Raw genomic sequence first — 26,204 nt, forward strand, 5'->3', positions numbered from 1 at the left:
ACCAGCTTGCCTGCCTCCCCGCCTGACATTGCTCCTCGAAGGAATCGGCCATGACGCGACGCGCGCCCCTGCCCGTGGCATTGCTTATGCTCACCATGTTGGGCCTGTTTTTGTTTTCTGACGCGGCGAAGGCCGCCGATCCGATCGGCTACAACATCGACATTCGTCCGATCCTGGCCGAGAACTGCTTTGCCTGCCATGGGCCGGACAGCGCCTCGCGCAAGGCGGACCTGCGGCTCGATCGTCGCGAGGCCGCGATCGAGATGGGGGCCATCGTTCCGGGCAAGCCGGACGAGAGCGAGTTGGTGAAGCGAATCATCAGTGCCGACGAAGACACGATGATGCCGCCGGCAGCCTCGCATAAGAAGCTGACGGCCGAACAGAAGAAGTTGCTGACCGATTGGGTGGCAGCCGGCGCCGAATACCAACCGCACTGGTCGTTTATCGCGCCGGTGCGAACCGCGCCCCCCGAAGTCCAGGATAAGGCTTGGCCGCGTAGCGGCATCGACAACTTTATTTTGGCGCGGCTCGAATCGCTCGGGTTGAAGCCGGCCCCTGAGGCGGATCGGCGCACGTTGGCACGTCGCGCGTGTCTGGACATAACAGGTTTGCCTCCCGAGCCGGCCGACGTCGAGGCGTTCGTGGCCGATCCGGCGCCCGACGCGTACGAGCGCTACGTCGATCGTTTGCTCGCCTCGTCTGCGTGGGGTGAACATCGCGCGCGGTACTGGCTGGATGCAGCCCGCTATGCCGACACGCACGGAATTCACTTCGACAATTATCGCGAAGGCTGGGCCTATCGCGATTGGGTGATCAACGCGTTCAATCGAAACCTGCCGTTCGATCAATTCACGATCGAGCAACTGGCCGGCGACCTGTTGGCGAACCGATCGCTCGATCAACTCGTGGCGTCTGGTTTCAATCGTTGCAACATGACGACCAACGAAGGGGGCGTGATCCCTGAAGAGTATTTGGTGCTGTACACCCGTGACCGGACGGAAACGGTCTCGCAGGTGTGGCTGGGAATGACGACCGGTTGCGCGGTGTGCCACGATCACAAGTTCGATCCGGTCTCGCAGCGCGAGTTCTACGAGATGGCGGCGTTCTTTAATAACACCACGCAACAGGCGATGGACGGCAACATCAAGGACACGCCTCCGACAGTCGTTGTGCCGACGGCCGAGGATCGCCAGGCGTGGGAGAAGCTGCCAGGCGAGTTGGCCGTCGCGCAGCAGCAGATCGACGCGCGCCGGGCCGCGGCACGTGGCGAGTTCGACACCTGGTTGGCGCAAGCCGCTCCGGCCACGGTCGAAGCTCGGCTCGTGAGTGCCGGCATGTCGTTCTACGCACCACTCGGCGAGAGTGCCGGCAACGTGCTGGCCGTCTCGATCGGCGGGCAGCCGCGTCCGGTGTCGCTGGGGAGCGAGCCGGCCTGGGATACGGGCGTGACCGCGGCTAAGGCTTTTAAGAGTAAGCCAGACATTGTGATGGAAGTAGCCGGCGTCGGCGACTTCGAGCGCGATCAGCCGTTTACCTGCAGCGCCTGGGTCAAGGTTCCGAAGGACAATGTTAGCGGCGCGATGGTGGCGCGCATGGACGAAGCCAACGGTCATCGCGGCTGGGACATGTGGCTGGACGGTGGCCGGCCGGGAATGCATATCGTTCACAACTGGCCGGACGACGCCCTGAAGGTTGCCAGCAAGACCGCGCTGAAAGCTGACAAGTGGCAGTATGTCAGTCTGGTTTACGATGGCACCGGCAAGGCCGAAGGGGTGAAGATCTATATCGACGGCGCTGCCCAGGAAGTCGAAATCGTCACGAACAAGCTGGCCAATTCGATTCGCACCACTGTTCCTTTGAAGCTGGCGCAGCGGAACACAGGCTCACGCGTTGACGATTTATCGCTGCAAGATCTGCGGCTCTACAATCGTGCTCTGCAGCCGGGCGAGGTGGCGCAACTGGCGACCGCCACGCGTGCCGCGTACCTGGTAGCCAAGCCGGCCGAAGGACGAAGCCCGAGCGAGGTCGAAGAGTTATACGCTTGGTGGCTGGACGGCGTCGATGCGAGCCATCAACAACTGGTCGCGCGAAAGCGCGAGTTATCGGCCACCGAGGCGGCCATCAAGACGCGGGCCACGATCGCCCACGTCGCGCAAGAGAAGGGGGACGCTGCCCCGACGGCATACATTCTGTACCGCGGCGACTATGACAAACGTCGCGATGAGGTAAAGGCCGACACGCCGGACATACTCCCGCCATTTCCGGCCGAACTGCCGAAGAACCGCCTGGGCTACGCCCAATGGCTGCTGCGGCCCGAGCATCCGCTTACGGCGCGCGTGACGGTCAATCGTTTCTGGCAAGAGGTTTTCGGCGCGGGCCTGGTGAAAACAACCGGCGAGTTCGGCGTGGCCGGCGAATTGCCATCGCATCCGGAATTGCTGGATTGGATGGCACTCGAGTTCCGCGACCACGGCTGGGACATGAAGCGCTTCTTCCGCGAACTAGTCTTGTCGGCCACGTATCGGCAGTCGGCCGCGACGACGCCCGAGAAACTCGAGAAAGATCCGCAGAACAAGTTGCTGGCGCACGGTCCACGCTTCCGCATGGATGGCGAGATGGTGCGCGATTATGGCTTGGCCGCGAGCGGCCTGCTGGTGCGCAAGCTGGGAGGCCCAAGCGTACGCCCGTATCAGCCTGAGGGGGTGTGGGAGGCGGTGGCCATGATCGGCAGCAACACGCGCGACTACAAGCAAGACTCGGGCGACAATTTGTATCGCCGCAGCATGTACACGTTCTGGAAGCGGGCGGCCCCGCCGGCTTCGATGGATATTTTCAACGCCCCCAGCCGCGAACAATGCACCGTGCGCCGCGAGCGAACAAACACACCGCTGCAAGCGTTGGCCACGCTTAACGATCCGCAATGCGTCGAGGCTGGGCGGCGTCTGGCTGAACAGACTTTGCGTGACGGTGGGGACAGCGACGTGACCCGCATCGACTATATGTCGCGACGGATCCTGGGCCGTACGTTCACGGCCGAAGAACGTCCGCTGGTCGAGAAGTCGCTGGCATCGCTAACGGCCTATTATCGAGACCACGCTGACGACGCTCAGCAATTGGTCACGTTCGGCGAGTCGAAGCCGGACGCCGGACTCGACGTCCGCACGCTGGCCGGCTGGACGATGTTATCGAACGAGTTGTTGAATTTGGATGAAGTATTGAACAAGTAGTCGCTGGTAGCCAGTAGTTGGTAGTCAGCGTTCGAAGCGGGCTACCAACTTCTAGCAACCGACTACTAGTTACTAATTCCCGAGGTTCCTATGCATCCGCTTTTTGAAGAATGGGTTCGTAGCGAGACGCGTCGCCAGTTCTTTCGGCGTGGTGCTAATGCGCTCGGGTCGGCGGCGCTGGCGTCGTTGCTGGGGGGCGGGCTGTCGCGCGCCGCGGCGAACACTGCGTCTGTCGCGGGCGACGGGCACATTCCTCTCGGTCCGCACTTTGCCCCCAAGGCGAAGCGGGTGATCTATCTGCATATGGTTGGCGGTCCTGCGCAGATGGACCTGTTTGACTATAAGCCCACGATGCAGGAATGGTTCGATAAGGACCTGCCGGAATCGATCCGGATGGGGCAGCGCCTGACGACGATGACCTCGGGCCAAAAGCGGTTTCCGATTGCGCCGTCGAAATTCAAGTTTGCGCAATACGGTCGCAGCGGGATGTGGGTTAGCGAGCTGTTGCCGAACCTGGCGAAGTGCGTCGACGACATCTGCTTCATCCGCAGCATGCGGACCGACGCAATCAATCACGAGCCGGCGATCAGCTATATGCAGACCGGCAATCAGATCACCGGGCGTCCCTGCCTGGGATCGTGGGTGTCGTACGGTCTAGGATCGATGAACCAGGACTTGCCGACGTTCGTGGTGCTGGTGGCCAAGCCAACCAATACCGAGCAAGTGCAGGCGATCTCAGCCCGGCTGTGGTCGGCCGGTTACCTGCCGGGCGAGCATGCGGGCGTTTCGTTCCGTGCCGGCGGCGACCCGATTCTGTACATCAATAACCCGCCGGGCGTTCCTTCGACCGTGCGACGCGATACGCTCGACGGACTGCGGGCATTGAACGAGCTGAATTACAGCCAGGTGGGCGATCCGGAAACGCACACGCGCATCCAGCAGTACGAGCTGGCGTTCCGCATGCAATCGAGTGTGCCGGAGCTGACGAACATCAATGACGAGCCGGAGTCGACGTTCAAGCTGTACGGCGACACGGCGCGCAAGCCGGGCAGCTTCGGCCATACCGTGCTGCTTGCGCGGCGCATGGTCGAGCGCGGCACACGGTTCGTGCAGGTGTATCTCAACAACTGGGATACGCACGGCAACGTGGCCGGACGATTGCCGGATCAGTGCCGCGATATCGACCAACCGTGTTATGGTTTGATCCAGGATTTGAAAGCGCGCGGGTTGTTCGACGATACGTTGATCATCTGGGGTGGCGAATTCGGCCGCACGATCTATTCGCAGGGAGGTCTGAGCAAAGACAACTACGGCCGCGATCATCATCCTCGCTGCTTCACCATGTGGATGGCGGGCGGCGGTGCCAAGGGAGGCACGGTTTACGGCGAGACGGACGAGTTCTCGTACAACATCGTGCGTGATCCGGTTCACGTACGCGACTTCCACGCCACGGTGCTGAAGCTATTGGGCTTCGACCACGAGCGGTTCACGTACCATTTTCAGGGGCTGGATCAGCGACTGACGACGGTCGAGCTGGCCCATGTAATTCCGGAACTGTTGGCGTAGCGCGGACCCGTTAGTTTACGGTCAGCTTTGATTCATCCCCGTCGAACGTGCAGAGGGGAATGGTTTGGCCGCGCTGGTAGATGCCGGAAGTGATTTGCGGCTTGAACACGTCGGCAATTGTCTTGCCTGGGGGCAGGAAATAAAGCGCTGGGCCGCCCGCGGAGCTGCCATTGGCTCCGTTTACTTTGATCAGGTAGCGGCATTTCGTTTCGGCATCGCTTTTCGCAGCAACGGCGTCGACGGCGATCAGTACACTGGATCGCGTCAGGCCGCCGCGATCCAGCGTACTCGAACTTTGGACAATGCTGTTGTTGTGCCCGCTGGTAACGTTCAACTGAGCATTGCCCAAGGTTTCGATCACGATCTCGTACACCGCAGGACCATCGCGCGACAGCTCTCGTACGAGAATTCGGCACTCGTTGGCGGTGAGCGGGGCGATGCTGGCGGCCAGCCCGTGGGCAGTGGCGATTGATTTGATCTGACGTAATTCTCGCCGCTGCTGGAAAGTCGCCAGCAAGAGCGCCACGATGACGAGACCCACGAAGAGTGTGCCCGTGCCAAAATTCCATGGGCGAGTTGACGGCGACTCGATTGCGCGAGGCTCACTTTCGTCGGTCAAGGTTAAGGACCTTTTGTGCGGATGATCGAATGACAGTGCCGGATCTTGCCATACCGCAACGAGCGGCTGCCCGCAGCGATGAGCATCACTCCCGCCGACAATGCCAGGGCCAGCGTTGCCGGTTCGGGTACGGATGTCGTACTGCTGGCCGACGCACGGCTTTGCAACCAGTTCGACGAAATCAGGGCCAGATCCTGCGCGTTGACCAGCCCATCGCCGTTAACGTCTCCCGAGATGTTGCTGCCGAAGTGCAGCCAATTGCTCGAAGCGAGCGCCAGATCTTGGCCGTTCACGATGTTGTCGTTGTTCGTGTCGCCGGCGATCGAGGGGGTGGGGGCGTAGCTGATCACGTAATTCGAGTAGGGGCCGATCGTGGCGGCCAGCGTGTCGGACCCTGCGTAGGTCAGCCCGGCGTGTTGCAAGATCTGGGCTTCGCTGAATAGCGGTATGCCGGCGTTATAGCCGGTATCGAGCGCTTGCATCAGCACGTTCCCCAGCACGCCTTGCAAGGTGGTGTAGGCGTGAATGCCATCGGCGCAAAACCCGGCCTGCGATGACGAACTGCTGGTGGTTTGCGTGAGATTGATCGGCACGCCGCCGATCGAGACCGACGTATGGAACGCCCCTTCCTGACCGAACGTGGCGTTGATCAGGCCCGACAAGTCGGCCACCACGATTCCGTCGCCGTGCGCCGTGGCCTTGATGCCGGCGTTGACGCGCGTCAGCACGCTGGCGACCAGTTCCCGCTTGCTGGCGTCGGGATAAACGGATTGCACATAGGGTGTAATGCCATAGTCCGGCACTGTGGCGACAACCGCCTTCACGCCGGTCGGCAGGATATCCGAGAGGGCCGTGCCAGTATTGCTGACGACCGAACTGACGTAATTGTTGATCTGCGTCGTGGTCCAGGTGCCGTTGTAGATATTGTTGTAGGCCGTGCTGCCGGGGGCGAAATCGTTGGCTCCGATCATCAGCACGGCGTAGTCGATACCGTAACCGCCGGCGTTGGGAATCTGCGCGGCCAGACCAGTCGCTTGTCCGCCGGAGAGCACCGTGCCGGTGGTGGCGCCGGCCAGGGCCCAATTCTGGTTGAAGCCCTGGTTGCGAGGGGCCGCGTTGACCGTATTTACGCCGACGTTGACGTAATTGCTCGTGGCAAATTGCTCGACCCAGTTCTGCGCGTAGGGGCGGCCGTTGTACTGGTATTCGTCGCTGAGACTGTCCCCCATCACGCCAAGCGTAACGCCCGCGGAAGCGGCCGCAGGCGCTCGTAGGCAAAGAATTGTGATCCCAGAAACCACGCATATGAGGTGAATGCGTTGGCGCATGGCATGTGCTCCGCCGGCGTGGCCGAATTGACCTGTCGAGTCCTGATGCGCGACTCGTCTGCGCATGAGGTTAAGCCGCGTACGGCGCCAAAGCAATCATCGCGACGTAGCTACTCGGCCGTCAGCCAGCTGAACTTCCACAGGGGATTGCCGCATTGTCGGCATTCTTCGCCGTTTTCGAGCAGGGCGCCGCGGCATTCGGTGCAGTCTGCCAGGTTGGGCAGCACGTCGCGCTGTTGCTTCCGGCCTGCGGCAGCATCGCTCGCGCCGCCGAAGGCGATCGCGGTGGCAATTTCGACCGCCAAAGGAAACAGGCGAAATAGTGCCAGCGGAGCTTGGGCCGCCTGGGGCAGGGCCCGCTGTAATGCCGTCTCGAAAGAAAGCCGGCGGGCATCCGCAGGCTGCGCCTTGTAAACCGCGAGCCGCGAAATAACGGCCGGCTCGTTCCGCCGCTCGGGCAGGCGCACCGCGACGAGCCACCGTGTGAACCAGTCGTCCGCGGTGTGCAGATACTTGTGCGCGTGCGCGGCCTCGGCCACTTGCACGATTTGCAGTAGCTCGATTTCCAGCGTTGCGATCGCGTGCCCCTGCACGAACGACGTCGGCATGATCATCGAATCGACGCCATACATCGTGCCCGGCTCGATCGCCACGCGGTCGACCATCAGGTCCGAGAGCGTATCCATGCCGGCCAGCAAGCTGGCGACGACGCGAGCGCCGTCGCTGCGCGATTCGTGCGTGTTGAATTCGTGAACCGCTTTGAACTGCGAAGTCGTTGGGGGACTCGCCATGATCGCGCTCCTTGAAAAAGAACGCCGGACGTGCTGCTAAAAGTTAGTGTAGCGAGCCACGGCGGCAGCAGCGAATCTCCAGGCAATTTGTGACAATTCCTGTCGCAGCCCATACTCTCGGAATAATGCCGCCAGAGCCTGGGGACTGTGTTCCATTTGTACCGACGGTGAGGGGCAAAGACCGGCCGATCACGGTGGCGACCGCGACTTTTTGGCCTCGCTGTTCCGTCAATTTCGGTAGCAAGCTATATAACCTTGGACTTTTCGCGGCAATCACCAGGGTAGTGAGCCATGGCCATTGAATTGGAAGAAAAGCGGGCGTTGCGAAGTGCCTTGCGGCCGATTCTGATCGAGGCGCGAGAAGATGATGCGCGCGAAGTTCCGGTCGGCGTGCGCTATCCTTTTTTCCGCCCCGTTACGATCGTGCTCGACGAAAATTCTCGCGTGTCGGCCTTCAGCCGCGACCTCTCACCGCATGGCATTGGACTTATGCACCCGGTTTCGCTGCCGCTGGAAGAGGTCGAGATCCGCATCGCGACTGGCCGTGGTTATTACGTCAAAGTGCGCACGTTGATCACGTCGTGCCGGCCCTGCGGCGACGCGTGTTATGTCAGCCGTGGCAACTTCGTGTCGATCCCGGCAGTAGGCGATAAATAAGCCGGACGCGATGGCCTGCGACTGCGAGCATCGTATTTGACTTTCATTAACTGTCGCGCATGCTTACGTGCTGGCCGCGACTGCGTCGATTGCCGCTGCCACAAGCCGCCGGGGTTTCCTTTGCCCTCCGCGCGGCTCTTTTTATGCGCGTGCGCCGAGCCCGAGCACAGGAACCACGCCTTACGGCGTCGTCTTTGCCGGCGCTTCGCGCTTCTGCGCTAGCAGCCACTCGTAGAGTTCAGGATTCTCGTAAGTGGCCGTCCAGGAGTCGTGCAGGGCGTCGGGATAGACGGTTAGCTTTACGTTCCCCTTGGCCTTCTGCAGAGCCTCGACCAATTCTTCCGAACGACGCAGCGGCACGACAGGATCCTTTGCGCCGTGGAACGCCCAAATCGGCATCTTCGTCAAACGACGCGCGGAAAGCATCTCGCCGCCACCGCATATCGGAACGATCGCGGCGAACCGATCAGGCTGGTAGGCGGCCAGTGCCCAAGTGCCGAAGCCACCCATGCTGAGGCCCGTTAAATAGATACGATCCTGATCGACCTTGTAGCGCGAGGAAAGATCATCGACCAGTGCCGACAATTCGCGCAGCTGCCAGCTCCACCAACTGTCCTTGGTGCATTGCGGACTGGCCACGATAAATGGGAAGTCCTTGCCCGCGTCGATCAACTTCGGGGGCCCATGCTTCTTGACCAGGTCCAAGTCGGCGCCACGCTCGCCGGCGCCGTGCAGGAAGATGACCAGCGGCCACGATTTCTGATTGTCGTAATCCTTGGGCAGGTACAGCAGGTAGTCGAGCTTCACCGGCACCTGCGTCTCGAGTTGGGCAGGGCGTTGGCCCGTCTCTTCGGCGCTGGTCCGTGGGGCACCGAATCCAAGCAAGAAGGCGAACGCGAAAAGCAATGATGTTTTGCGCATGATCAAACCTGGGGCGAACGTGCGAAATGGGAATTTAGGGCGACAGATTCAGGCCCGATCATAGCCGCCCGGCGATGCGATTTCGACCGTTGCCCGATTGGACATGGGGTAACGCGTGTGCGAGCATACTTCGACGGTTCTTTCGCGACGCCGCGTTCGGCGGCAGCAGGTGAGGGAAGTTCGCGGTTTCGGGTGTGAGCACAGCCCAGCGAGGTTAAAATCGATGCAATTCAAGGTCGCACATCGCGCGTCGTGGTCGTCGTTCCTGCTTGCTATGTTAGTCGTCTGCGCTTCCTGCGAGTGTACGAAGTGCAATGACGCGGGCGAGCAGACGGATGCGGAACGGACCGCCACCGGCGACGACGCGCAGGCATTGATCAAAGATAACGGAGACCGGCAAGTGACGAATAAACCCGAGACGCCAAGCCACGATGCGGCCGGACGAAGTGCCCGGGCACGCCCTACGAAGCCACGCATCCCGCCGGTAAAAAAAGAGGACTGGTCGCCGAAGCAACAAGAGCTGCTGGCTCCCTTCGAACGGACTGGCCGCTTATTCAATGTATTCACGACGATGGCGAACCACCCCGACCTGGCCGAGGACTGGCTGACGTTTGCCACGCATATTTTGGGAAGTAATTCGTTACCGCCGCGCGATCGTGAGATTCTGATCCTGCGCATCGGCTGGCTTTGCAAGGCCGAGTACGAATGGGCCCAGCATGTGCGCATCGGGAAGGGGACCGGTCTATCGGAGGACGATGTGCGGCGCATTGCCGAGGGGCCTGACGCCGCGGGCCTTTCCGATCATGATCGCCTGCTGCTGCAGGCGACCGGCGAACTGCGCGATGATGCCTGCTTGAGCGATGAAACCTGGAGCCAACTTGCCAAGGACTATTCCACGCAGCAGATGATGGACCTGGTATTCACGGTCGGCCAGTACAACCTGGTGTCGATGGCATTGAACAGCTTTGGTGTGCAACTGGACGAAGGCTTGACGGGCTTTCCGCAATGAGTGTGATGGCCGTGCGGAGAGATTGTTTGAGCATTCAGCGTTACCTGGCCTCGGCAGTCGTGGTCACGGTGGTGTTGGCCGGCGCCGCACGGGCCGAACATGGTCGGTTTGATCGGACCACGCCCGACGCGCGCGAAGAAGCTTACATTTTCACGCCGGCAGGATTTGTTAGCGCAGGAAAGATGGCGACCGCCGACGCCGCGAATGCTGGGCGACTGCAGGTGACGATCGTTGATCGCGCAACGGGTAAGCCCACGCCGTGCCGAGTGAATGTCGTGGGGAGCGACGGCAATTTCTATCAGCCGCAGGATAATCCGCTGGCGGCGTATAGCTTGAATCAAAACTGGCCCGACGGTTTGGCCGGCAATCGGCCGGGCAAAGCACCGATCCGCTATTTCGGGCATTTCTTTTACACGCCCGGCGAGTTCTCCGTGGCGGTGCCGGCCGGCGCGGTGCGGATCGAGGTCTGGAAGGGTTTCGAATATCGGGTCGAGACGTTTTCGACGCGTATCGACAGCAAGCAACAGCGGGACGTGCGGATCGAGCTGTCGCGCGCCGTGCCGATGGCCGAACAGGGTTGGTACTCAGCCGATCCCCATTTGCACTTCCTTCGCACCAACGATGCCGACGACACGACGATCTTTGATTTGCTTGAAGCCGAAGACATCCGCCGTGGCATGATCCTGTGTTACAACGAGGACACTTCCGCCTATCAAGGGGCCATGCCGGCTCAGGCGACGCCGCAACTGCGCGGGTTGGGAATGCCGTCGGTCCGTGAGCGAGGCCCCTATTCGATCATTTCCGGGCAGGAATATCGCAACGGCGTGCTGGGGCATTTGAATCTTTTTCTGCGCGATCGGCTCTATCTCGAGGGGAGCCAGCTCGATCCGAATGTCGGGCCTCTGTTCGCCGCGGTTGGAGAAGAGACGCGACGGCAGGGGGGATATGCTTTTCACGCGCATGGCGGCTACGGTCTCGAGATTTGGGCGGACCTTGTGCAAGGTGCGACGACCGGTGTCGAGCTGTTGCAGTTCGGCATTTACCGCGGAATCGGCCTGGATGGTTGGTATCACGTGCTGAACGCGGGCTTTCGCTTTCCGGCGATCGGGGCAAGCGATTACCCGGCCTGTCGCAAGCTGGGAGACTGCCGGACGTATGTGCATATGGACGGCGCGGCAACTTTCCCGGCCTGGCTGCAAGGGGCCGCCGAAGGACGCAGCTTTATCACCAGTGGACCACTATTATTTTTCGAGGTGAACGACAAAAATCCCGGGGACGTGATCAACGTTGCAGCCGGACAGGCGAAACAGGTCCGCGCCAAAGTCCGCGTGCGCAGCGAAACGGCGCCGGTCACGAATCTACAATTGATCGTGAATGGTCAGGTCGCACGCGAGCTGGTCGTATCGCGTGAAGCAGGCACGGCGCAATGGCTGACGCTAGACGAGCCGATTGAATTGACGAGTTCGAGTTGGCTCGCGGCGCGAGCATTTTCGACGTCGCCCCTGGGTTCAGCAGATGCCGAAGCGCATACGAATCCGGTTTTTGTGTACTTCGACGGTCAGCCGCCGCGCGGCGTGGCGGACCTCGACTGGTTGCTGGCTCGCGTCGACGAGCAGATTGCCGATCATCAAGCGCGTACTGTGCCGGCGAAGCAGGCCGTCGTGGATTATTTCCGTCGCTCGCGAGAAATCCTTGTCGACCGGAAGCAGCAAATTGCGCGTGCGAAACCGACGACGCAAGCAAGCCTGGCTGACCTTCAATCCGCATTGGAAACGTCACTCTTGCCATCGGACACACCGCTGGCCGAGATACGTACGTTTGCCGAACCGAAAATCGTTGCGACGCCGCAGTTCAATGAACGTCGTGCGTGGGAAGACGAAGCTAGTCGATTGCGCAAGCAAATGCTTGAAGATGTTGTGTTTCGTGGCGGCGCCCGTGCGTGGCGTGACGCTGCTTGTCACGTCGAGTGGCTGGATACGATAGAGGGCGGCCCCGGCTATAGGATTCGCAAACTGCGCTACGAGGCATTGCCCGGCTTGTGGATTCCAGCACTGTTGTACGAGCCGGAAAAGATCACCGGCAAAGTTCCGTTAGTCCTGCATTTCAACGGCCATGAGCGCCTGGGCAAGGCGGTGGAGTACAAACAACTGCTGAGCATCAATCTTGCCAAACGCGGCATGCTGGTGCTCGATCCCGAGTGGCTCGGGATGGGACAGCTCGCGACGCCCGGCTTTTCGCACTACCGCATGAATCAGCTCGATCTGTGCGGTACGAGTGGACTGGCGCCGTTTTACCTGGCGATGTCGCGCCTGTTGGACTTGGGGCTGGCGCTACCGAACGCCGATCACGAGCGCGTCGCGGCGATGGGATTGTCGGGGGGCAGCTGGCAGACGATTCTGCTCTCGGCACTCGATCGGCGCGTGACGCTGGCCAATCCCGTGGCCGGCTACGGCGGCTTTCGCACGAATCTTCTTAACGACGATATGGGGGATTCCGAGCAAGCGCCAACCGACATGGCCGCGATCATCGACTATACGCACCTGACGGCGATGCGGGCTGGCCGTCCAACGCTGCTGACGTATAACGCTGGGGATGACTGCTGCTTCAAATCGGGGCATGCGCTGGCGCCGTTGTTGGCTGCCGCACAATCGGCGTTTGGACTTGTGGGGGCGGCGGACAAATTGCGATTCCACGTGAATCATGTGCCAGGGACGCACAATTTCGAGCAAGAGAATCGCGAGCAGTTTTATGCGTTGCTTGGTAACTATTTTTATCCGGGCGACGAACGCTTTGTTCGTTCGGAAATTCCTTCCCGAGAAAATCTGAAGGCCGCGGACGAACTGAACGTGCCGCTGACGGCGGAAAATCTTGATTTGCATCAACTGGCCCTGAACTTGTTGGCCGAGTTGCCCACCGCGGACGAGATACCAGACACTCGTGACAAGCTAGCCGTCTGGCAAGGTGAGCGGCGTGACCGGTTAAGGAAGTTCCTGAGGGTTCCCGTGTACGAGGTCGAAAGCGCCGCTGCAACTCCGCACGTCGCGGCTGGTTATCGCGTCACGTCGCGCTTGCTCGAATGTGGCGGGAGTTGGACCGTGCCCTGCGTCGAGTTCGACGTCCCAGGAATCGCCCCGCGTCGAACCGCAATCGTGATGGCGGATCTTGGCAAGGCGAGCGTCGCTGAAACGTCGCAGCGCCTGTTGGATCAGGGATGTCGCGTCTTGGCGCTCGATCCGCTCGGGCTGGGCGAGTCCAAGGTCGAAGCCCAGGATCCGAGCTACCTATACCCGTTGTTTTTATCAGCCGTGGGCGAACGCCCCTTGGGAATCCAGGCGGCGCAGTTGATGGGCATCGCCCGTTTCGCGCGTCATACCTGGCCGGACTCCGCGGTGACGATTATCGCCACGGGACCGAGGTCAGGCATGGCGGCATTGGTCGCAACGGCGCTCGAAGTCGATGCAATCAACGACGTGGAGTTGACCGAGAGCTTTGCAAGCCTGACCCAATTAATCGAGCAAGATAAGACGGTCGAAGAACTGCCTGAGTTGTTCGCCTTTGGGTTGATGGCGGAATTCGACGTTTCGTCGATCGCGGCACTGATCCCGCCGCGGCGGGTAACGTTCCTCGCCGCCGACAATCGAATGCGCCGTGAGTTTGCCCCGCTTAAGAAGCTCTACAGCGTATTGGGCATTTCGTTTGATCCCTGCGAGGAAAAGAGTCCATGACGTTCGTCCGGAAATACGGAGTAGCTCTCTGTGCGGCGTTAGTGTTGATGCCGCTGATCACAGAATTGCGCGCCGCGGAATCACGGCCGAATATCGTGCTGGCGATTGCGGACGATTGGGGCTGGCCGCATGCGAGCGCCTACGGGGATCGTGTCGTGAAGACGCCGACATTCGATCGCTTGGCTCACGAGGGGGTACTATTTGCCAACGCGTTCGTGTCGTCGCCATCGTGTACTCCTAGTCGTGGAGCGTTGATTACGGGGCAGCAATTCTGGCGGCTTAAAGAGGGAGGCAACCTACACTCGGTCTGGCCCGAGGGGAAGTTTCCTGAGTATCCGCAGATGCTCAGCAGGGCCGGCTATCACGTCGGCACGTATCGCAAAGCATGGGGGCCGGGGCGCGGCAGCCCGGGTGGCCAGCCGTACAAATCGGTGGATGCTTTTTTCAAGGCTCGTCCGGCCGGTCAGCCGTTCTGCTTCTGGTTTGGCTCGCCCGACCCGCACCGCCCTTATGAATTGGGAACCGGTGAGCGGTCAGGCATGGATCTTTCGCAGGTGCATCTGTATCCGCACTTTCCCGACGCGCCCGAGGTGCGTGGCGACGTGGCGGACTATTATTTCGAGATTCAACGATTCGATCGCGAGGTGGGCGAACTGCTAGCCAAATTAAAAGAACTTGGCGAATTGGAAAACACGCTGGTCGTCATGACCAGCGATCATGGCATGCCATTTCCGCGCGGGAAGACGAATCTTTATGATTGCGGTGTGCATGTGCCGCTGGCGATTCGCTGGTCGGGACGCGTGCCGGCCGGGCGGACAGTGACGGACCTGGTTTCGTTGACCGATCTGGCTCCGACATTTCTTACGGCTGTTGGCCTATCGGCGCCGCCGGAGATGACCGGGCGTAGTTTGCTGGCGCTGTTGCAGAGCGACAAGTCACACCGCGTCGAGGCGTCGCGCGATCACGTTTATTTTGGCCGCGAGCGGCACGTGCCAGCCCAAGAGGCGCCTGAGAGCGGTGGCTATCCGATGCGGGCCCTGCGCACGGACCGCTTCCTTTACATTCGCAATTTCAAGCCCGAACGTTGGCCGTCAGGCACCCCGGACCATGCGAAGGCATTTTTCACGCAAGCGTGGCTGGCCGATTGCGATAACGGCCCGACGAAGAAATACCTGTGGGACCATCGCGATGATCCTGCGGTGCGCGAGAAGTATGTACTATGCTTCGGCAAGCGGCCCGCCGAGGAGCTTTACGACTTGCAAAACGATCCGGACGAAATGCACAACGTGGCCGACGACCCGCGCTTCGCGTCCGAGAAGGCTGATTTGGCGAAACGACTCCTCGATGAGCTACGCGCGACCGCGGACCCGCGCGTGGTGGGGGGTGGCGATGAGTTCGATCGATATCCTTATCTCGGAGGGGGCGGCGGTCAGTGGAACCAACCGTAACGCCTTCCACAACTCACGACCGCTCGATGACCGGGGGAACGCCGCGATGGGGTTCGATGGTTGTTTGCTTGGCGATCGCGCTCGTCGCGGCGGTTGTGACATTTCTCGATTACACTCCCCGCTTCTCGCTATGGCGCGGCCTGGGGAATTCGGTCGTTCACCGCTCGCCTGAATATTCGCGTGGCAACGTCGTTCTGATTCAGGTGAATGATCCCTGGACGCGATCGTTCGATCCTTTGCATCGCGTCATGGCATGGCGGGTCCTATTTCCATTTGTCTGGCATTACGGACATTTGCTGCCGCGGTGGATTTTGGCGATGCCGCAAGTGGGTTGCGTGGCGGTGCTGTGGCTCGTGGCTTGGCTTACGCACCGCCGGCTGAACCGCTGGCTGCCGACGGTCTTGGCGACGCTGCTTTTCGCAGCGCTACCGTGGTTTTTTGTTTCGAGCGGCTGGCTGGGCTATTTCGATTCTTGGTATGTGCTGGGGCTGCTGGCGACGGCGTTCGTGCCTTCGCGCATTGCCCTGGTCGCCGCGTGCCTGTTGACCCCATGGATCGACGAGCGGTTTATCCTGGCATTGCCCGCGACTTTGCTCGTGCGGGGCGTGACACTGGGGATCATCGAGCAAAAGCGGTGGCGCGATTTGCGCACTGACCTAATACTGGCCGTCGTGGCTAGCGTGCCGTACCTGGCGATTCGCGCGGCTTCCTGGCTGCGCGGCGATCCGGACGCGAATGCCTATGTGCAAGCCCACATCATGACCATTCGCGATGTCGAATGGACGCGCTTCGTGGCCGGGCTGTGGTCGGGATATCGCGCGGGTTGGATCATGATCGGCGTCGCGGTCTGGCAAACCGTGCGACGTGCCGGATGGGTTTGGGGCGCGGCCCTGGCATTCGTCGCCGGCGCGATCGTGGTCGGCGGTTTGCTGATCGCGACGGATATGTCGCGCAGCACGACGATGATCTGTCCACTCTTGTTATTGGGCGTCTGGCTCTGGGAAGCGACGCGGCCGGCGTCCCGTGCCTGGTTGCTGCCGGCAGTGGTTGTGGCGAACTTCTTGTTGCCGGCCACCCACGAGTTATGGTTCAAGCAATTTCGTCTCGAGCACTTCCCCACGGAATTGGCGAACTGGCAAGCCGGGCCGACTCCGGTGTTCGTCGCGGCGGATCTGATTGCCGAGGCCGAGACGCTGTTGGCCGCTGGCAACAAAGGCGCCGCGCGCAAGAAGCTGAACGCGGCGATCGAATTGGACGGAAGCTACGCAGTGGCCTTCGCACAGCGTGGGCTGATGCGTAAGGACGAAGGAGATCGGGCCGGCGCGCTTGTCGACGCCAACGAGGCCGTGCGTTTGGATCCCACCGCGCCGTTTGGATATCTATTGCGCGGTTACGTGCGCGCGGAACTCGGCGATCGTGCCGGCGCGATCCAGGATATGCAAAACGTTCTGGGCCATAGCGCACCTGACTGGCCGATGCGCACCAATGCCGCGCAACTGCTCGAACGGCTGTCAGGTGGAATGGTGCCGCAGTTATCTCAGCCGCCAGTGCAGGGGCCCGCGCCCTGAAGGTCGACCATCGCGTTTCGCGGCTTGGTATAATGCCCGGGCTGATTCCTCGCATCACTCGCGTCCGGTTTGATTGGGAGAACTGCAATGGCGCATTGGGAGCATCGTCCGGAGCCGGCCTGGCAAAAGTTCGAGTTCAATCAGCCGTATGCGAAGGGATTGAAGCGGCTGAAAGAGGACGTGCTGGCTAAAACGGATTTCGATCCGGCCACGCTCTGGCAGTGGGGCACGATGCAGGCGATGGCCGTGATCGAGGTGCTGAAATCGTGCGAGCGATTGTTCGGCCGCGCGGGGCAACAGGCCGTGTACGATGGCTTGCACCGGGTCGGTTTGGATATCGGCCGGCAGATTCTGGCAGGCACGAAAAAGCCTGACGATATGAGCGAGGCCGAGTTCATCAGCTTCTATGCCTCGGTCATCAATCGAATTGCGTACGCGTCGCTCGAAGCACCGAAGATCGACAGCGACAGCCAGGTGAGCTTCGACATTCTCTGGTGCCCGCACCAGGACCATTACCAGGCGTTCGATTGCCGGGTCCAGCGTTACTTCGTCGCGGGAATGATTGACGCCATGCGCGAGTACGGGCGCGAGCATGATTTCGACGTCCGTTTCGACAGCACGATCCCGGCCGGCGCGCCGACGTGCCATTTCACGATGTGGCGAACGACCGACGAGGCCGACAAAAGCGCCTGGCAGGAGTACACAGCCTCGATCGACGAAAAGGCGCTTGCGATCGCGCAGCGGCCGCCGGCCAATTCGCAATTGCCCATTCTCTAGCCTGAAGCGTTATTCCACCGGCACCGGCTTGCGCTTGCGCGAGGCCATTTGTCCGGTGTCGCGGGCGATGGTGACGGTGTAGGTCACCATGTCGAGGCAGTTCTCTTCGAGTCCGAACGGGTCTTCGATTTCGACGCTGGCTTCCTCGATGCCGAACAGGCCCAGCGAGACGATGGCCATAACAACGGGGGCCCACCAGCCGCAATGCGGGCCAACGGCAAAGGGGAGCGTGATCAGGTAGACGAGGATCAGTTGCTTGATCATGACCACGTAGACGAACGGCATGGGGGTCTTGCGGATTTTCTCGCAAGCGCCTTGCGCGTCGACCAGCTTCGATAACTGGTCCTCCATGTGGCGTACTAACTGCGATTCGAGTCGACCGTGGCGGTATTGCTCTTCGATCCATTCCGAGATGGCGAATGCCACGGCCGTGGGGGGATTGCCGAAGAACTCCGCCCGGCGGCACAATTCCTCGGGCAGATAATCCTCGGTTTCGAGCATGTCGAAGTTTCCCTGCAGCGATCGGCGCAAGCAGACCACATAGCCCGAGACGAGATCGGCCAATTGTGCGCCATCCTCGGTGTGGGCGACACCGACGCGAACCAGGTTGCGGCTGGCATTGATAATCTGTCCCCAACTGGATCGGCCTTCCCAGTAACGACCGTTAGACGCGTTCATGCGAAACACGATCAAGAAGCCCAGCAGCGAGCCGAGCACAGCATGTTCCGTGGGGGACAGATTGAAGAAAACGGGCTTTTGCGTGTAGCTGCTCACCGTCTCGTAAATGGCCTGCACGATGCAGGCATAGAGGATGAAGAGCAGGACCCGCTTGCCGGCGCGGCGCAGGGCCGTGCCGCGCAGCGAAAACACGCTTTTGACCCAGTTTTTACGATCGTATTCGATCATGGCGGAGTTGGTCTCTAGATGCGGAGGCTGTAGTAGGACAAATATCGCGTCGCGCTTTCAGGGAACAGTCCCCCCGCCCGGTCAGGAATGCCCCGCTCTGATTCCGCAGATATTATCACGAGAAGACAAAGCAGGGAAAGGCTGAGCATCCCCGCATGTCGAAAGAGATGGCTGGATACCTGCCACGTTCAGCAGACGTGCTGCCGTTTTTCCTGCGGCAGGGTCTTTTCGACGGCGCCCAGCATCGCGTCGACTTTCTTCAGGCCGGCGGCAACGTCGGCAGCGAATTTTTCGGCCAGGTCGCGGCTGAAATTCTCCTTCACCACGGCCCGCAAGACGTGCGTTTCCTGGGCGTTCGCCGGCAGTGGATACGCAGGCACGATCCAGCCGTGCTGTCGCAACACGTCGGAGAGGTGGTAAAGAGTTTCGGAAGGAGCCTGCGGATCTTTGAGCTTGACGACTACCACGGGCAAATATTTGGATTCATTCAGCAGTTCGAAACGGCCAGTCGCCAGCAGCATTTTTTCCAGGTAGCGGGAGTTCTCCATGATGTTGCTCATTACTTGCCGGTATCCGGCCCGTCCCAGCCGCAAGAAGCTGTAATACTGCAACAGGATCTGGCTGCTCGGTTTCGAGAAGTTCAAACTGTAGTTGAACATCTCGCCGCCGAGGTACGTGATCTTGTAGATCAGCTCCTGTGGCACGACGTGCTGATCGCGAAAGACGACTGTGCCCATGCCGGGGTAGATCAGTCCGTACTTGTGATTCGAAGTGTTGATCGACCGGACATGTTCGAGGCGGAAGTCCCAGGCCAACTCGGGGTAGACGAACGGTGCGACGAAACCGCCGCTGGCCGCGTCGACGTGAATGGGAATATCCCAGCCGTGCTGTTGCTTGAGCGCGGCCAGCAGCGCGTTGATGGCGCCGATCTCGTCGATCTGGCCTGTGAACGTGGTTCCCAGGATGCAACCGACAGCGACGGTGTTTTCGTCGATGTACTTCGCCGCGCGGTCGGCGGTGAGAATGTGGCAATCGGGTTCGAGTGGGACGATGCGCGCTTCGACGTCGAAGTAGAGAGCGAACTTCTCCCAGCATGTGTGTACATCGGCGCCGAAGACGACGTTCGGCCGGTCCGTCGGTTTGCCGGCGGCCTGACGTGCTTTGCGCCACGAGAACTTGTGCGCCAGCAGGCCGAGCATGATGGCTTCGCTCGAACCTACCGTGGCGGTGCCCATCGGCTTCGCTTCGGGAGGCGCGTGGAACAGACGTGCCAGCATGCAGATGACACGCTGGTGAATCTCGTCGGTTTGCGGATATTCGTCCTGATCGATCAAATTCTTGTTCGCCGTATCGGCCAGCAGACGATCAGCCTCGGGCTCCATCCACGTGGTGACGAAGCTGGCCAGATTCATGGCCGGATTGCCGTCCAAGTTCATTTCGTCGCGCACCAGTTGATGCGCCACGTCCGCTGGCAAGCCTGCGGCCGGGATATCGTATTTGGGAATCGGCCGGGCGAAGCTGCGCGACGTGTAGGCTGGCGCCAGCGACTCGTCACTGTGATGCTTAAGCGGTCTCATGGCTGTTGGCTTTTCATTCAGTGGAGAGGGTTTTCTTTGATACCTCGGCGGTCCGTCATTCTTCGGGTTTAAAGGGGGCGTGCTTGACAGTGCCGTTTTCGACCACAATTGCCGTCGATTCTGGGACTTTCTCCCAGTGCTGGCTCATTGCGTCGAGCGGTTCGGAGAGGATCAGTATCCCATCGTCAGGCACGTTTTCGCTCTTGCCGCCGACTTCACGCAAGGCGTGCAGGTTTTTGCTGTGGTACAAACTCGGCGAGTCGTGGTCGCTGGAATATCGCACGGCGAAGATGCGTTTGCCATCGGCGACGGCCACGGTCATGTACAGGCCGTCTTTGATGTGATGGGCACGCCGCGTTCGTTCGATCGTGCCCACCATGCGGGCCAGGGCTCGAAGCGGATCCTCGGCCAGGCCGAACGTGATGGCCAGGTAGAACATGGTTTCGCTATCAGTCGTGCCGCGAAGTTGCGGAAACAATTCGGGCGCGATCGCCAGTTGCAGATCCCGCTTCAAATGTTCGAATCCGCCGATCTCGCCATTGTGCTGAAACAACCAATGCTGATGGCGAAACGGATGGCAATTCGTGCGCTGAATGGCGCTGCCGCTGGTGGCGCGCACGTGGGCCAACATCATGTGCGAGCGGATTTGCGCGGCGAGGTTCTGAAAGTTGTCGTCGTTCCAGGCGGGCTGCGTGTCATGATAAACACCCGGCCAGGGGCGGCTGCCATACCAGCCGAGTCCGAATCCGTCGCCGTTTATGGTGTAGATCGAGCGCTGCGCGTGCTGGCTCTGCTCGACCAATGAGTACTGCGGCTTGAATAGCAATGTGTCCGCGAATACGGGCGAGCCGGTGTAGCACAACCAGCGGCACATGGCATCACCTGAAATGATGAATGCAGAACGATGAATGATGAATTCCAAAACATGTCAGTCAAGCTGATGTTGGAAGTTCATCGTCGATCTAGCTGCATTCATCCTTTCTTCAAGAAGCGGATACAGACTGGCTTGGGAATGTCGATCGAGTGGGGCGTTGGTTCCAACTTGCCGGTGTTCGGATCGATGCGAAAGACCGTGATCGTGTTCGAGTCTTGATTGGCGGCCAGCAGGAAGCGGCCATCAGGATCGATGTTGAAATTGCGGGGCGTCTTGCCGCCAGTGGCTTGATGTCCGACGGGCGACAGGCCGCCGGTGGCGGGATCGACGGCGAAGATCGCAATGCTGTCATGCCCACGATTTGAACCGTAAACGAATTTGCCTGACGGGTGGACGCGTACTTCCGCCGTGGTGTTTTCACCCTTGAACTCCGGGGGCAGGGTGCTGACCGTGGCCTTCGGGGACAGGGTTTTCAGCACGCCGCGCTCGCCGTCGTAGGTAAAGGGGGTGATCGTCGACGCCAATTCGTTAATGACGTAGGCGAAGTTGCCACTAGGGTGAAAGGCAAAGTGCCTAGGCCCGGAACCGGGAGGCAAATCAACGGCCGGCGGATCATTGGGAGTGAGCGTTCCCTTCGCTGGATCAAAGCGATAAACCATCACCTTGTCAGTTCCCAGGTCGGCGACGAAGGCAAAGCGGTTCGCCGCGTCGAGGTTAATCGAGTGTGGATGCGGTCCTTCTTGCCGGCTCTTATCGACGCTCGATCCGGTGTGACGAACGGTGCTCGAGGCCGGCGCCAGCTTTCCATCCGCCTGGATCGGCAGCGCGGCAGCCGTTCCTCCGCCGTAGTTGGCGACCAGCACGTTCTTGCCCTGTCGATCGACGACCAGGTGGCAGGGGCCGGCGCTCGTCGACGATTGATGGTTCAGTGGTGTGAGCTTGCCGTTAGTGGGATCGAGCGCGAACGAGGCGACTGCGCCGCTGTTGCTGTCCTTGTAGTCGGCAACTTCGCTGACGGCGTACAAGAACTTGTGATTGGGATGCAGCGCCACGAACGACGCCCCCTTGACGTTTCCGCTGGCGGAGAGCTTCTTGAGTGCGCCGGTCGTGGTATCGAGTTCGCAGGTGAAGACACCCTCGTCTGGGCCGCTCGTGTACGTGCCGACAAATACAAGCATCTTTTCGGAATCCTTTGCGTTATCAGCGGCGCCGGCGATTGCACCCGACAGCGTCGACAGGGCGATGCTCGCAAGCGACAAAAGTACAAAACGGGCAAGGGCAGGGCTGGGCATGCTGAATTTCCTGGTGGTGCGAATCCTGGTGCGCGGGCGGACGAAAACGCTTTGGCTGCCAGTCTATCAGTCGCGGCGCGCGCCGCCAAACGTCTGCCGCAGCAGACCAGGAGAACTCCAAAGTCGGTAGCCGGGACCTGCGACCCAGGAGTACCACGATCAGGTCCCGGCCTCGCAGAGGCGGGCTACACAAGACGAGGCGCAGATTCGAGACTTTGCAGTTCCCCTGCGCAGCAGGCGGTGATGCGGTCACATTTCAAACAAATACGCCGGGTGGATCAATCGGTGGAATGCCCGGCAACGCGGTCTATACTTTGTGTAGAACCAAGCCGTGGCGTGGCGGCTCACCTATGTGCAATGTGGCGCGACGGACTTTTCATGATGCGACCTGGTGGTGCATCGTTGTGAACACCTTTGACCGGGATGCTACCTCGACAATGCGAATGTACTTTCTGTGCCTGATTGTCACGATCTGTGGATGTGACCGAAACTCTCCTCAGACGGTCCAAACACCTGAGACGCACAAGGCGACGGCGCACCTGCACGACCACAAGCACGGTCATGGGCAGCAGACGCACGCCCATGACGGAATCACGGAAGCCGACATGGAATTACCGGCCGACTATGCCGCTGTCGTGAAGCGATTGCGCGAGTACGACAGCCGCATCAAGTCCGCGATCGAGCAGGGGAAGCCGGACGAGGCTCGCCGGCCGCTCGACGAAGCCGAGATCGTCCTTGAGCACATTGGCAAGATCGCCCGCGACAGCAATCTGCCCCGTTCCGACTGGGAGATGATCAGCACGGCGCGGCGGGCGCTGCGTGAGAGCTTCGAAGCTCTGCAGGATCAGATTGAAGCACGCGAGGTGCCGGACTACAAAGCTGTCGAGCATACGATCGACCGGGCGCTGAATGAGATCGAGGCGGCCTCGGACGATACGCCGCTGTGAAATTGCGCGACTCTCGGCGCCGCTTTCGACGAGTAGCTAGCGGCACCGAGAGTCATGTTTTGCAGCACATCCCGGCTTCAATACCGGGGCATTGAGACCGGCTTCAGGAATTATTCACCGAGCGGTGGGCAATCGTCATGTCTTAGCAATTATTGCGCCTTCGGCCCATCAGGGCCAACGCACCGATCGCCAAGAGCACGAGCGCCGACGGCTCGGGCGTGATCACGAACTGCGCCGCATCGTAGTAGGTCGTTCCACTGTCGGGCGTGAAGCCGGCCGTTTGCACGATTTGCTGGTCGCTGAAAATGGGCAAGTGCTGCCCGTAGGCGTCGTTGAACGCAATCGAGATCGCATTTGAGATGATGCCTTCTGGTTGCGTGAGGATGTCGAAGCCGTTGCCGGCGTAAGCCGTATCAAATGTGTGTCCGCCGAAGTTCCACGGGTAGAGCGGCGTGAGTACTTCCGAGGCTTTGAACAGGTCGATCACGGGAATGTGCCGATCCAGTGCGAATTGCTCGATTTGCGAGTTGATCGAATTTGTGATGTCGATTGCTTTCTGAACGACCGCGGGGCCAAGGTTATAGCCCTGCTCTAACTCTTGGATGAGTGGCGTGACGGTCATGTCAGGCAGATTGGCGATCACCTGATGAACGTTCGGATTGGCCGCAGCGATTGACGAGATGGCATGCTCGATATTCGCGACGGCGGTGTTGATGATCGGCGTCGGATCGCCCCCATCGAGAAACAGATAGGCGGCGTTTGGACCATAAGGACCAATGTCGTTGGTTCCCACGACTAGGACCGAATCCGTGATCTGGCCTTGCTGGGCGAGTGATACGACCGGTGCTAGTTGCGAGTTAACGACGTCGGTCGAGGTGGCCCCGTCGAAGGCGTAATCATGAGCCGTGATGGCGCCGGCGTTTTGCAATTGCACGACCCAGGACGTGTCGTACGTGGGCGTGAGCAGGTTGATGCTGTCTCCCATGACAGCCATGCTTACCGGGGCCGCGCTCGCTATGCCCCCAATCGCGACGGTAATCAACGCCGAGATCCCGACCAGGAATCGCAACCGCATGGGCAGCATGCACCTCGGCCGGCGCGGGATAATGCAAAGAAGCGCGCCCAACGCGCCGAGTAGCCAGGTCGATGGCTCGGGCACGGCCGTGATATCCAGATTTACCTGGTGCGGGACTGAGAAATCCAGAAAGCCCGTCACGCCTAGCGGCAAATGACCGATCGAGAAGCCATCGTTCGTGAGCGTGCCGGTGTAGTCGAACAAGCGATACGTGCCGATTCCCATTCCATCGGAGACAGGAATGATCAACTGGCCGTTGAGCATGAGATTACCATGCACCTCGGTCAGATCGTTGATTCCGCCGCCGACGATGTTCGGCGCGCCGAGTTGATAGGTTAGCTGCGCGGCAGCGTCGAACGTCGTTGCGCCGAGCGTCAACGTGCCGATGCCATTACCCGGCGACAATATGCCACCGATGAAGCTAATGGCGCCCGTGACGGCGCCGTCGCCGCCGAGCGTTCCGCCGGCGTTGACCGTGACAGGGCCGGACCCGAAGGCGGAACCCGTGTGATTTTCGGCCAGCAGCGTGCCGCCGTTGATCGTGGTACCGCCTGAGAAAGTGTTGGCGTTGGTCACGCTCCAGGTGCCGGCACCGTCCTTTTCCAGCATGTTATGGGCGACGAGCGGATTTGGTCCGCTCGAAGCCGAGTCGGTATAGAGCGGCGCAAACGCATTGTTGCCTGTGTTGGTGCCGGCCAGCACGAGATCGTCCGAGGCGCCGTTGAATGTGAAAGCCAGCGGGCCACTGTTGGTAAAAGCGATCGGCCCGGCGCCTGACGATGCGAGGGTACCGATCGAGCCTAGGGTGAACAACCGGTCGGTCGTGGCCCCGCTACCCACGTAGTTGAGCGCGCCACGATTCAGCCAAAAATTACTGGCGGCATTGCTCGATTGACCGATGGCGCTAGGGCTGCCGCCGTTCGCCAACGAACTGACGACCAGCGTGCCGGCAACGATACTCGTGGGACCGGTGTAAGTGTTGGCGACGGTCGGGGGCAAGATCATCGTTCCGTCACCGGCCTTGGTCAGCCCGACGGCGGTGGCACCATTGTCGACGATCGTGGCCCCGAGCGTGAAGTTGCCAAGCGTATTGCCCTGATGCACGATCACGTCCTGCCCATTGCCCGACGTAAGGGACGCCCCGCCGACCGCTGCGACGATCGCAGTATCGGCGGCGCCAACGTTCGGACTGATGAGGATTCCGCCCGAGGTAAGCGTATTGGTTTGTCCTGCCGTATCGGCGAGCGTGACCGGCATTGCTCCGGCCGCATTGAACCGCAGCGTGGTTGTCGTGGCATCGGCGGGCACGACGTCGGCGGTTGTCACCGTGGTTTGATTGCCGACAGCCCAGGTATCGTTTGAGTAGTTCGTCAAGGGAGTGAGGAGACCGGGACTGGGGCCGTTGACGGTAACCCAGTCGGTTTGATTATTCGTGGCCCAGCCGCCGAGGATGCCGTCGGTGTTTCCATTGACGACGGTCACGGCGCCCGGAGATACCGGGAGCGTGAAGTCGAGAATGCCGCCCACATTGCGCTGCAACGCGGCAATGGCGACGTCGATGGGATGGCTGGGGCCATTGAAAAAGAACAGTCCGGTTTCGCCATTGGCCACGATGATGGTATTGCCGGGCCGGCCGATGATCCCCGTACTGCCGGTGATTGAAACACTCCCCCCGCTGAACGACCCTGGGTCGAAGATGAAGTCGGCCCGCGCCGGGGCGGCGACGAGTATTACGGCCGCAGCGGAAATCGCGGCGCACAGAACCGCGGAAAGTAATTCGATGGCACGAGGCGCCGCTAGCGCCGACTTGGTTGATTTTGTAGCAAACATTAGCTTGACCCCACAGAATGAAAATGAAACGGATGAGAATTTAGACGCGACGCAAGAAGTTCTGCAG

18 protein-coding genes are annotated in these 26,204 nt (G+C 60.6%); 9 read left to right on the forward strand and 9 right to left on the reverse strand.

Annotation, left to right across the window (positions count from 1 at the left end):
- Nucleotides 1-50: 50 nt before the first annotated feature.
- The gene (locus VGN12_07060; GenBank protein HEY4309196.1) at nt 51-3,227 is read left to right on the forward strand and encodes a DUF1553 domain-containing protein; all 3,177 of its coding nucleotides are present in this window, start codon (nt 51-53) and stop codon (nt 3,225-3,227) included.
- A gap of 90 nt (nt 3,228-3,317) precedes the next feature.
- A complete protein-coding gene (locus VGN12_07065; GenBank protein ID HEY4309197.1) occupies nt 3,318-4,793 on the forward strand; it encodes a DUF1501 domain-containing protein in 1,476 nt (491 codons plus the stop codon).
- Between the two features lie 10 nt (nt 4,794-4,803).
- Here the strand turns inward: VGN12_07065 and VGN12_07070 are convergent, their stop codons facing one another.
- The 3 genes from VGN12_07070 to VGN12_07080 all read right to left on the reverse strand — a co-directional run bounded on the left by VGN12_07070 (nt 4,804) and on the right by VGN12_07080 (nt 7,531).
- Nucleotides 4,804-5,334, reverse strand: a complete 531-nt coding sequence (locus VGN12_07070) for a hypothetical protein (protein ID HEY4309198.1) — start codon at nt 5,332-5,334, stop codon at nt 4,804-4,806.
- Nucleotides 5,335-5,414: 80 nt separating this feature from the next.
- Nucleotides 5,415-6,740, reverse strand: coding sequence for an SGNH/GDSL hydrolase family protein (locus VGN12_07075; GenBank protein ID HEY4309199.1), 1,326 nt, complete (start codon nt 6,738-6,740; stop codon nt 5,415-5,417).
- Nucleotides 6,741-6,850: 110 nt separating this feature from the next.
- Nucleotides 6,851-7,531: a hypothetical protein gene (locus VGN12_07080; protein ID HEY4309200.1), complete on the reverse strand. Its 681-nt coding sequence runs from the start codon at nt 7,529-7,531 to the stop codon at nt 6,851-6,853.
- Nucleotides 7,532-7,822: 291 nt separating this feature from the next.
- Between VGN12_07080 and VGN12_07085 the strand changes: the two genes are divergently transcribed.
- Nucleotides 7,823-8,188: a hypothetical protein gene (locus VGN12_07085; GenBank protein HEY4309201.1), complete on the forward strand. Its 366-nt coding sequence runs from the start codon at nt 7,823-7,825 to the stop codon at nt 8,186-8,188.
- A gap of 180 nt (nt 8,189-8,368) precedes the next feature.
- On the opposite strand, the gene VGN12_07090 is transcribed toward VGN12_07085, so the two are convergent.
- Nucleotides 8,369-9,109: a prolyl oligopeptidase family serine peptidase gene (locus tag VGN12_07090; GenBank protein HEY4309202.1), complete on the reverse strand. Its 741-nt coding sequence runs from the start codon at nt 9,107-9,109 to the stop codon at nt 8,369-8,371.
- Nucleotides 9,110-9,332: 223 nt separating this feature from the next.
- Between VGN12_07090 and VGN12_07095 the strand changes: the two genes are divergently transcribed.
- The 5 genes from VGN12_07095 (at nt 9,333) to VGN12_07115 (ending at nt 17,636) form a co-directional block, all read left to right on the forward strand.
- A complete protein-coding gene (locus VGN12_07095; protein HEY4309203.1) occupies nt 9,333-10,118 on the forward strand; it encodes a carboxymuconolactone decarboxylase family protein in 786 nt (261 codons plus the stop codon).
- Between the two features lie 26 nt (nt 10,119-10,144).
- The gene (locus VGN12_07100) at nt 10,145-13,843 is read left to right on the forward strand and encodes a CehA/McbA family metallohydrolase (GenBank protein HEY4309204.1); all 3,699 of its coding nucleotides are present in this window, start codon (nt 10,145-10,147) and stop codon (nt 13,841-13,843) included.
- Nucleotides 13,840-15,291, forward strand: coding sequence for a sulfatase (locus tag VGN12_07105; protein HEY4309205.1), 1,452 nt, complete (start codon nt 13,840-13,842; stop codon nt 15,289-15,291). The genes VGN12_07100 and VGN12_07105 overlap by 4 nt, the downstream gene beginning before the upstream one ends.
- A 56-nt stretch (nt 15,292-15,347) precedes the next feature.
- Nucleotides 15,348-16,859: a hypothetical protein gene (locus VGN12_07110; GenBank protein ID HEY4309206.1), complete on the forward strand. Its 1,512-nt coding sequence runs from the start codon at nt 15,348-15,350 to the stop codon at nt 16,857-16,859.
- 87 nt (nt 16,860-16,946) lie between these two features.
- Entirely contained in the window at nt 16,947-17,636 is a 690-nt protein-coding gene (locus VGN12_07115; GenBank protein ID HEY4309207.1) for a hypothetical protein, read from the forward strand.
- A gap of 9 nt (nt 17,637-17,645) precedes the next feature.
- Here the strand turns inward: VGN12_07115 and VGN12_07120 are convergent, their stop codons facing one another.
- The 4 genes from VGN12_07120 to VGN12_07135 all read right to left on the reverse strand — a co-directional run bounded on the left by VGN12_07120 (nt 17,646) and on the right by VGN12_07135 (nt 22,285).
- The gene (locus VGN12_07120) at nt 17,646-18,542 is read right to left on the reverse strand and encodes a bestrophin family ion channel (GenBank protein HEY4309208.1); all 897 of its coding nucleotides are present in this window, start codon (nt 18,540-18,542) and stop codon (nt 17,646-17,648) included.
- A gap of 188 nt (nt 18,543-18,730) precedes the next feature.
- The gene (locus VGN12_07125; protein ID HEY4309209.1) at nt 18,731-20,119 is read right to left on the reverse strand and encodes a glutamate decarboxylase; all 1,389 of its coding nucleotides are present in this window, start codon (nt 20,117-20,119) and stop codon (nt 18,731-18,733) included.
- Nucleotides 20,120-20,174: 55 nt separating this feature from the next.
- Nucleotides 20,175-20,993, reverse strand: coding sequence for a class II glutamine amidotransferase (locus VGN12_07130; protein ID HEY4309210.1), 819 nt, complete (start codon nt 20,991-20,993; stop codon nt 20,175-20,177).
- Nucleotides 20,994-21,091: 98 nt separating this feature from the next.
- Entirely contained in the window at nt 21,092-22,285 is a 1,194-nt protein-coding gene (locus VGN12_07135) for a lactonase family protein (GenBank protein ID HEY4309211.1), read from the reverse strand.
- A 437-nt stretch (nt 22,286-22,722) separates the two neighbouring features.
- Between VGN12_07135 and VGN12_07140 the strand changes: the two genes are divergently transcribed.
- Complete coding sequence (locus VGN12_07140) at nt 22,723-23,232, forward strand: hypothetical protein (GenBank protein ID HEY4309212.1); 510 nt, start codon at nt 22,723-22,725, stop codon at nt 23,230-23,232.
- A 142-nt stretch (nt 23,233-23,374) separates the two neighbouring features.
- Here VGN12_07140 and VGN12_07145 read toward each other — a convergent pair whose 3' ends face one another.
- Nucleotides 23,375-26,137 carry an autotransporter-associated beta strand repeat-containing protein gene (locus VGN12_07145; GenBank protein ID HEY4309213.1) on the reverse strand — a complete coding sequence of 921 codons (2,763 nt, stop codon included), beginning with the start codon at nt 26,135-26,137 and terminating at the stop codon, nt 23,375-23,377.
- Nucleotides 26,138-26,204 lie beyond the last annotated feature (67 nt).

Source organism: Pirellulales bacterium, assembly GCA_036499395.1.
GTDB lineage: Bacteria > Planctomycetota > Planctomycetia > Pirellulales > JACPPG01 > JACPPG01.

Coding starts and splice junctions, on each gene's coding strand:
- VGN12_07135 (HEY4309211.1), bottom strand. CDS start 22,285: ATGCCCAGCCCTGCCCTTGCCCGTTTTGTACTTTTGTCGCTTGCGAGC.
- VGN12_07125 (HEY4309209.1), bottom strand. CDS start 20,119: ATGAGACCGCTTAAGCATCACAGTGACGAGTCGCTGGCGCCAGCCTAC.
- VGN12_07130 (HEY4309210.1), bottom strand. CDS start 20,993: ATGTGCCGCTGGTTGTGCTACACCGGCTCGCCCGTATTCGCGGACACA.
- VGN12_07140 (HEY4309212.1), top strand. CDS start 22,723: ATGCGAATGTACTTTCTGTGCCTGATTGTCACGATCTGTGGATGTGAC.
- VGN12_07090 (HEY4309202.1), bottom strand. CDS start 9,109: ATGCGCAAAACATCATTGCTTTTCGCGTTCGCCTTCTTGCTTGGATTC.
- VGN12_07085 (HEY4309201.1), top strand. CDS start 7,823: ATGGCCATTGAATTGGAAGAAAAGCGGGCGTTGCGAAGTGCCTTGCGG.
- VGN12_07145 (HEY4309213.1), bottom strand. CDS start 26,137: ATGTTTGCTACAAAATCAACCAAGTCGGCGCTAGCGGCGCCTCGTGCC.
- VGN12_07115 (HEY4309207.1), top strand. CDS start 16,947: ATGGCGCATTGGGAGCATCGTCCGGAGCCGGCCTGGCAAAAGTTCGAG.
- VGN12_07110 (HEY4309206.1), top strand. CDS start 15,348: ATGGTTGTTTGCTTGGCGATCGCGCTCGTCGCGGCGGTTGTGACATTT.
- VGN12_07120 (HEY4309208.1), bottom strand. CDS start 18,542: ATGATCGAATACGATCGTAAAAACTGGGTCAAAAGCGTGTTTTCGCTG.
- VGN12_07095 (HEY4309203.1), top strand. CDS start 9,333: ATGCAATTCAAGGTCGCACATCGCGCGTCGTGGTCGTCGTTCCTGCTT.
- VGN12_07075 (HEY4309199.1), bottom strand. CDS start 6,740: ATGCGCCAACGCATTCACCTCATATGCGTGGTTTCTGGGATCACAATT.
- VGN12_07065 (HEY4309197.1), top strand. CDS start 3,318: ATGCATCCGCTTTTTGAAGAATGGGTTCGTAGCGAGACGCGTCGCCAG.
- VGN12_07080 (HEY4309200.1), bottom strand. CDS start 7,531: ATGGCGAGTCCCCCAACGACTTCGCAGTTCAAAGCGGTTCACGAATTC.
- VGN12_07105 (HEY4309205.1), top strand. CDS start 13,840: ATGACGTTCGTCCGGAAATACGGAGTAGCTCTCTGTGCGGCGTTAGTG.
- VGN12_07060 (HEY4309196.1), top strand. CDS start 51: ATGACGCGACGCGCGCCCCTGCCCGTGGCATTGCTTATGCTCACCATG.